Genomic DNA, 6,221 nt, shown 5'->3' with positions numbered 1-6,221 from the left:
CGCGACTCGCGCGGGATCGGCCGGCCGCTCAGGTCGCTCTCGACGATGTACTGGCGCAGATAGGGGCGCAGCGCCTCCATGATCCAGCGCACATAGGCGACCACCGGATAGTTGCGCATCAGCGTGTGCCGGGTCTGCACCATGTCCCACACGCCCAAGAGGCTGAGCGCCCCGGCCACCGCCAGCGGGATCAGCCAGCCCGAGCTTTCGGCCGAGAGGATGGCCGAGGCGACCGTGAGCAGGACCAGCGCCGCGAACAGGGCGTAGCGAACGGCGAAATCGGCCAGCGGTCCCATCTGGTCTCCCCTTGTGCGGCCCGGTCCCGACGCGACGTCTGGTGCGCGGGCAGGGCTGGCGCCGGGCCCCTTGTGTCTGTCCCTAGTAAGCCACCGGCCTTCGGGCGTCCATCGCCTGGCCGCAGCAGTCCGGCCCGGGCGCCCGGCTGGACAGGCCGGGTGGAACCGTGGCAAGCCCCGCGGCGTTCCACCGCATGCGCCCGCCTGACCGGGGAGGAGCTGACCGGAGAGGAGCTGACCGGAGAGGAGCTGACCGGGGAGGAGCTGACCGGGGAGGAGCTGACCGGGGAGGAGCTGACCGGGGAGGAGCCGGACCCATGACCATCACGCTGACCAGCCTGCAGCCCGTCGTCGCCATCGCCTGCGGCGCGGGGATCCTGATCTGGCCGCGGCTTCTGAACTACATCGTCGCGGGCTACCTGATTCTCTCAGGCCTGATCGGCCTGGGCGTCGTCAGCCCGTGATCGCGGCGCCGCCGGTCCGGGGGCCGGCGGCGGCTGGGCGCCGGCGGCGCGGGAACCTTTTCCCGTGCCCGGCCGTTTTATCAGGTGGAGCAACCTCTTGCTTGGAGTTGCTTGGAAACGCCGTTTCGGCGATTCTCGGGTGGGGTCGGCCTCTAGGAGGAGGAGAATGTCCCGCACACCCGCGCGTGTGCTCATCGTCGAAGACGACCCGGTGGTCGCGATGGACCTCGCGCGCCTCGTCGAGGAGTGCGGCTGCACCGCCCTCGGCCCGGCGGGAAAGCTCGATCCGGCAATGTGCCTCGCGCAGGAGGCCGAGCTCGACGCCGCCATTCTCGACATCGGTCTCGGCGCCGAGGGCGTGTGGCCCCTCGCCGATATGCTCCAGCGCCGCGGCGTGCCCTTCGTCATGGCCAGCGGCTACAGCTATGCCGACGTGCCCGAGCGGTTCTGGCGCGTGCCCCTGGTGTCCAAGCCGGTGACGCGGGCGGCGCTCGAGGAGGCGCTGCGCCAGATCGGCGTGCGCGCCGCCTGACGCGGCACCGGGGCGACCTGCGCGCGGCCGTCTTGTGTTGCCGCGTCCCGGCCAATAGCGTTGCGCGGCCGCGTCAATCCGGGGCGTGCCAGACCATCGGAGGGACCCCATGAACACACTGTCCCTGGCCCGCAATGCCCTTGCGGCGGTGGTGCTTGCCTGCCTCGCGCACGCGGCGCCGGCCGCGGCATTCGAGCCCCACAACCCCGAATGCATCGCGCCGTCGAACGCCGGTAGCGGCTGGGACTTCACCTGCCGCGAGGTCGGCAGGACCATGCAGGATCTGGGCCTCGTGAAGGGCACCGTGCAGGTCACCGACATGGCCGGCGGCGGCGGCGCCGACGCCTTCGCCGAGGTTGTCAGCAACCGCAACGACGACAACAACCTGATCGTCGCGGCCTCCGCGGCCACCGCCACGCGGCTGGCGCAGGGCGCCTATCGGGGCAACACCATGCAGCAGGTGCGCTGGGTGGCCAGCATCGGCGCCGACTACGGCGTCATCGCGGTCGCGGGGTCGAGCCCGATCAAGACGCTGCCCGAGCTGTTCGACCGGATCAGGAAGGACCCGGGCTCGATCTCGATCGCCGGCGGCTCGGCGGTCGGCGGCTGGGACCATCTGAAGGTCCTGCTTGTGGCCAAGAAGGCCGGCATCACCGACCTGCGCAAGATCAGGTACGTCGCCTTCAAGGGCGCCGACGCCGCGATCACCCAACTGCTCGCCGGCTCGGTGCAGGCCTTCTCGGGCGACGCCTCCCAGACCCGGGGCTTCGTGGAATCAGGCGACATCCGGGTGATCGCCGTGCTCTCACCCCAGCGCCTGGGCGGTGTCTACAAGGATGTGCCCACGGCCAGGCAGCAGGGCATCGACGTGATCGGCGCCAACTGGCGCGGCTTCTATGCCCCCGGCGGCATGAGCGACGACGCCTACAAGTTCTGGGTCGAGGCGGTGGACAAGGTCTATGCCTCCGACGAGTGGAAAAAGATCATGAAGCAGAACGACCTGGCGCCGCTCGATCTCAGCGGCGCCGATTTCCAGACCTTCGTGGCCAATTCCGTTGCCTCGATCCAGGCGCTCTCGCATGAGATCGGCCTTATCAAGTGAGCCCCGCGCGGGGCCGGCCCGCGGGCGGCTCGGCTGCCGAGGGCGCAGCGCCGGCTGGAAGGGCGAATCGAAACCAGCGGAGACAGACATGAGCGAGCAACTCTTCTTCAATCTCGACGACCTGGCCCAGGGCATCCGGCGCACGCTGGCCGAGGGGCTGGAGACCCGGATCTTCCCCGGCGAGCGGGCCATGCTCTCGGTGGTGCGCGCCGAGCCCAACAAGGCCGGGCGCGTGCACGCGCACCCGCAGGAGCAGTGGGGCGTGCTCTTGGAGGGCAGCGGCGTGCGCCTGCAGGACGGGGTCGAGCACGCCGTGCGCAAGGGCGATTTCTGGCGCACGCCGGGGGGCGTCGAGCACGGCTTCACCGCCGGCCCCGAGGGCGCCGTGATCCTCGACATCTTCAGCCCGCCGCGCGACGAATACCGCGTCGCCGGCGCCGGCTTCGGCACGACCGGGGGCGACCGCTGACCCGGGCGGCGCCAGCCGCGCGCCCGGCGCCGCCGGGACGGAGGCGCCCGAGGGCGGTCTCGCATGGGAGACGGCCCGCACACCGATTTGCCAGCCCACGTCCCGGTCGAGCGGCGAGAGCCGGCATCTGCCCGTCAAATCTCTCGATCGAGCGACTGCAGCGGTCGCTCCCTGGCTTTTTGGCGCATTTCCGCCCGTCCGGCAGGCCCGGCTTCGCCCCTGCGGCGTCGCCGGCTGTCACAGCCGTACGGGCCGGACCGTCGACTCCCGGCCACTCCATCGACGGCACTGCGACATCGCAGCCATCGGTATGCGACACCGTTGATACTTGACGGCCTGACGGGCGCGCCCGACAAGGATGGGCAGTCAATCCGGAGGGAAACAAATGGTCTTTGCATTGCTCCCCGGGCGGCCGCTGCTCGTGGCCGCGCCCGTGCTCGTCCTCGGCGCACTGGCCTGTTCGACGCCGCCGGCGGCGGCTGGGGGCAACGTGGCTGCCGGCAAGAGCATCTTCATGTCCAATTGTGCTGTCTGCCACAAGCCGGACGCCTCGGGGGGCGTCGTGCTGGGCGACGCCAAATCGGCGGATCTGCAGTCGCCCGAGCTGGAGAAGCAGTACAAGGAGAACGACGATCTCTTGCGGCGCGCGATCCTGTTCGGCAAGGACGAGGATGGCGAAGAACTCGACAAGATCATGCCGCGATGGAACGGTAAGCTCACCGCGGCACAGGTTGACGACGTGCTGGCCTACCTGAAAACGGTCAGGAAGCACTAGCCTGCCGGCATCGGCCGCGGCGTCGCGCGGCTAAGTCGTCGCTGCCAGGTCGGGTCCGTACCCGAACGGGGGCCGAAGCGGCCCTCGCCCAGAGGCGGGGGCCCTTGTCGCGGTGATCGAACTGACAGGTCAGCCGATCACTTCGTTGGCTTGCTCGTCGGTCACCACCGGCACCACTTCGAACTCGATCAGGTCGGTCCAGTCCTGCATCCAGCGGCACAGGGCAACCGGATCGTCAGTCTCGGCCAGGAAAAAGCCGCCATTGCCCGTGACGCTGTGCCATCGCCCGACCATCTCCACACCTGGCGGTGGCGGGGCGCCCGTCTCCTTGAAGCGCCGATGCACCGTGTCTCGATCTTCGGTCGCGTAGACGAAGGAGCCGTGAAACATCATGATGTTTCTCCCAATGCTCCCCGCGCCAGACTAATGCAGCGCGACGAGGTCAGGCAATGCAAGATCGCCGGCGAGGCGCCCCGCCGCGGGCAAAGTTCGTTTTGCCTGGCTTCGTTTTGGCTGGCTGGGGGACCAGGATTCGAACCTGGACTGACGGAGTCAGAGTCCGCTGTTCTACCGTTAAACTATCCCCCACCTAAGCCCTTGATTCCACGGCATTCCAGCCTGCGGAATCGGGCCCGGCGCAGCAGCTTGCGTGTCTAGCCGCAGCGCTCCGCGGCGTCAAGGGCGCCGCCGGGTCGGGCTACCGATCCCTTACTTAGGCGCGCGGGGCGGGGTGCGCCAGCCCCCGAGAGGTCCGGATCAGACGCCCGGGCAGCCCTCGGTCTGGTAGCGCCAGGTCGGGTTGTTCACCGACATCTCGCAGCGCGCGAACACGCGGCGCGAGCCGATCTTCAGGCACGTCGTCTGGCCCATCTCGACGCGCTTGCCGTCGCTGTCGGTGCAATAGCACGGGGGATAGCTGTAGCCCGGCTTCGGCGGATGCGGCGTGTAGTTGGGGTTCGGCATCGGCCCGCCCGCCGCGGCCGGTCCCGGCGCAAGCGCCAGCGCCGCCCAAGCCGCCACAAACGCCGATCCCGCGATGCGCCTGACCATGCATCCCTTATATACCCGGGCGCGCCCCCGCTCAAACGACTGCTTGACGCCGTGCGCCCGGCGCGGCACAGGGCCATGCCATGATCCCGATCCAGCGCATGCAGGAGATTCTCGACCGCTTCGCCTTTGTCGCGGCGCGCATGAACACCGAGACCGAGCCGGCCGAGATCGCCCGGCTGGGCCGCGACTATGCCGCGCTCGAGCCGGTGGTCGGCACCATCCGCGAGTGGCAGCGCACCGAGGCCGAGCTCTGTGCCGCGCGCGAGATGCTCGACGACCCGGACATGCGCGCGCTGGCCGAGGAGGAGGTGGCGGCGCTCGAGGCGCGCCTGCCCGCGCTCGAGGACGCGGTGCTCCGCGCGCTCCTGCCCAGGGACGCCGACGACGAGCGCGCCGCGATCATCGAGATCCGTCCGGGCACCGGCGGCGAGGAGGCGGCGCTGTTCGCCGCCGACCTGCTGCGCATGTATCTGCGCTATGCCGAGGCGCGGGGCTGGAAGGCCGAGATCCTCGCCGAGCAGGACTCCGAGCTCGGCGGCATCCGCGAGGCGGTCGCGGCGATCCGCGGCCGGGGCGTGTTCTCGCGGCTCAAGTTCGAGAGCGGCGTGCACCGCGTGCAGCGCGTGCCCGTGACCGAGGCGGGGGGCCGCATCCACACCTCGGCCGCCACCGTCGCCGTCTTGCCCGAGGCCGAGGAGGTGGACATCGAGATCGCGCCCGCCGACCTGCGCATCGAGACCATGCGCTCCTCGGGCGCCGGCGGCCAGCACGTCAACACCACCGACTCGGCCGTGCGCCTGACCCACATCCCGAGCGGCATCGTGGTCACCGCGTCGGAGAAGTCGCAGCACCAGAACCGGGCGCGGGCCATGGCGGTGCTGCGCGCCCGGCTCTATGACCTCGAGCGCCGCCAAGCGGCCGAGGCCCGCGCCGCCGCGCGCAAGGGCCAGGTCGGCTCGGGCGACCGCTCCGAGCGCATCCGCACCTACAACTTCCCGCAGGGCCGCGTCACCGACCACCGCATCGGGCTGACGCTCTACCGGCTCGACGACGTGCTGGGAGGCGATCTCGACGAGCTGATCGACGGGCTGATCGCCGCCGATCAGGCCGCCAAGCTGGCGGAGATGGAGGGGTGAGCGTCCCCCGCGCCCGGCTCATCGCCCGGGCCGCCGCCCGGCTTGCCGCCGCCGGGGTACCCGACGCGGCGCGCGACGCGCGGCTGCTCTACCGCTGGGCGGCGGGGCTCGACGGCCCGGCGCTGGCCGCGGGGCTGGCCGATCCCGCCACCTCGGCCGAGGTGGCGCAGTTCGAGCAGGCGGTGGCGGCGCGCGAGGGCAGGGTGCCGGTCTCCCAGATCATCGGCGTGCGCCTCTTCTGGGGCCGCCCCTTCCGCGTCACCGCGGACGTGCTCGACCCGCGGCCCGAGACCGAGCTTCTGGTAGAGGCGGCGATGGCGCAGCCCTACGAGACGGTTCTCGACCTCGGCACCGGATCGGGCTGCATCCTGCTCACGCTCGTTGCCGAGATGGAGGG

8 protein-coding genes, 1 tRNA gene and 2 pseudogenes are annotated in these 6,221 nt (G+C 70.7%); 7 read left to right on the top strand and 4 right to left on the bottom strand.

Features of this window, described 5'->3' with window-relative positions:
* Nucleotides 1-296: pseudogene (locus AC32QD_RS01860) on the bottom strand (FMN-binding glutamate synthase family protein); the annotation flags it as partial.
* A 317-nt stretch (nucleotides 297-613) separates the two neighbouring features.
* Between AC32QD_RS01860 and AC32QD_RS01855 the strand changes: the two are divergent.
* The 5 genes from AC32QD_RS01855 (at nucleotide 614) to AC32QD_RS01835 (ending at nucleotide 3,638) form a co-directional block, all read left to right on the top strand.
* Complete coding sequence (locus AC32QD_RS01855; RefSeq protein WP_492008775.1) at nucleotides 614-760, top strand: DUF3096 domain-containing protein; 147 nt, start codon at nucleotides 614-616, stop codon at nucleotides 758-760.
* 166 nt (nucleotides 761-926) lie between these two features.
* Nucleotides 927-1,292: a response regulator gene (locus AC32QD_RS01850; protein WP_492008774.1), complete on the top strand. Its 366-nt coding sequence runs from the start codon at nucleotides 927-929 to the stop codon at nucleotides 1,290-1,292.
* Nucleotides 1,293-1,401: 109 nt separating this feature from the next.
* Entirely contained in the window at nucleotides 1,402-2,394 is a 993-nt protein-coding gene (locus tag AC32QD_RS01845) for a Bug family tripartite tricarboxylate transporter substrate binding protein (protein WP_492008773.1), read from the top strand.
* Nucleotides 2,395-2,482: 88 nt separating this feature from the next.
* The gene (locus tag AC32QD_RS01840) at nucleotides 2,483-2,863 is read left to right on the top strand and encodes a cupin domain-containing protein (RefSeq protein ID WP_492008772.1); all 381 of its coding nucleotides are present in this window, start codon (nucleotides 2,483-2,485) and stop codon (nucleotides 2,861-2,863) included.
* 385 nt (nucleotides 2,864-3,248) lie between these two features.
* Complete coding sequence (locus tag AC32QD_RS01835) at nucleotides 3,249-3,638, top strand: c-type cytochrome (protein WP_492008771.1); 390 nt, start codon at nucleotides 3,249-3,251, stop codon at nucleotides 3,636-3,638.
* Nucleotides 3,639-3,767: 129 nt separating this feature from the next.
* On the opposite strand, the gene AC32QD_RS01830 is transcribed toward AC32QD_RS01835, so the two are convergent.
* The 3 genes from AC32QD_RS01830 to AC32QD_RS01820 all read right to left on the bottom strand — a co-directional run bounded on the left by AC32QD_RS01830 (nucleotide 3,768) and on the right by AC32QD_RS01820 (nucleotide 4,688).
* Nucleotides 3,768-4,031, bottom strand: coding sequence for a DUF3303 domain-containing protein (locus tag AC32QD_RS01830; RefSeq protein WP_492008770.1), 264 nt, complete (start codon nucleotides 4,029-4,031; stop codon nucleotides 3,768-3,770).
* Nucleotides 4,032-4,152: 121 nt separating this feature from the next.
* A tRNA-Gln gene (locus AC32QD_RS01825) sits at nucleotides 4,153-4,226 on the bottom strand.
* A 168-nt stretch (nucleotides 4,227-4,394) separates the two neighbouring features.
* Nucleotides 4,395-4,688 (bottom strand): hypothetical protein, encoded by a 294-nt coding sequence (locus AC32QD_RS01820; RefSeq protein WP_492008769.1) that lies wholly within the window; start codon nucleotides 4,686-4,688, stop codon nucleotides 4,395-4,397.
* An 80-nt stretch (nucleotides 4,689-4,768) separates the two neighbouring features.
* On the opposite strand from AC32QD_RS01820, the gene prfA reads away from it, so the two are divergent.
* Complete coding sequence (prfA, locus tag AC32QD_RS01815; protein ID WP_492008768.1) at nucleotides 4,769-5,824, top strand: peptide chain release factor 1; 1,056 nt, start codon at nucleotides 4,769-4,771, stop codon at nucleotides 5,822-5,824.
* Nucleotides 5,821-6,221: pseudogene (locus AC32QD_RS01810) on the top strand (peptide chain release factor N(5)-glutamine methyltransferase); the annotation flags it as partial. The gene prfA and the pseudogene AC32QD_RS01810, both read left to right, overlap by 4 nt.

This window comes from Thermohalobaculum sp., assembly GCF_058622915.1.
The sequence above is the reverse complement of the archived record's forward strand: the minus strand, read 5'-3'. Positions and strand labels throughout refer to the sequence as shown.

What these genes read in the sequence shown, in the direction of transcription:
- prfA (WP_492008768.1), top strand. Translation starts at nt 4,769, where the DNA reads ATGATCCCGATCCAGCGCATGCAGGAGATTCTCGACCGCTTCGCCTTT.
- AC32QD_RS01855 (WP_492008775.1), top strand. Translation starts at nt 614, where the DNA reads ATGACCATCACGCTGACCAGCCTGCAGCCCGTCGTCGCCATCGCCTGC.
- AC32QD_RS01850 (WP_492008774.1), top strand. Translation starts at nt 927, where the DNA reads ATGTCCCGCACACCCGCGCGTGTGCTCATCGTCGAAGACGACCCGGTG.
- AC32QD_RS01835 (WP_492008771.1), top strand. Translation starts at nt 3,249, where the DNA reads ATGGTCTTTGCATTGCTCCCCGGGCGGCCGCTGCTCGTGGCCGCGCCC.
- AC32QD_RS01820 (WP_492008769.1), bottom strand. Translation starts at nt 4,688, where the DNA reads ATGGTCAGGCGCATCGCGGGATCGGCGTTTGTGGCGGCTTGGGCGGCG.
- AC32QD_RS01840 (WP_492008772.1), top strand. Translation starts at nt 2,483, where the DNA reads ATGAGCGAGCAACTCTTCTTCAATCTCGACGACCTGGCCCAGGGCATC.
- AC32QD_RS01845 (WP_492008773.1), top strand. Translation starts at nt 1,402, where the DNA reads ATGAACACACTGTCCCTGGCCCGCAATGCCCTTGCGGCGGTGGTGCTT.
- AC32QD_RS01830 (WP_492008770.1), bottom strand. Translation starts at nt 4,031, where the DNA reads ATGATGTTTCACGGCTCCTTCGTCTACGCGACCGAAGATCGAGACACG.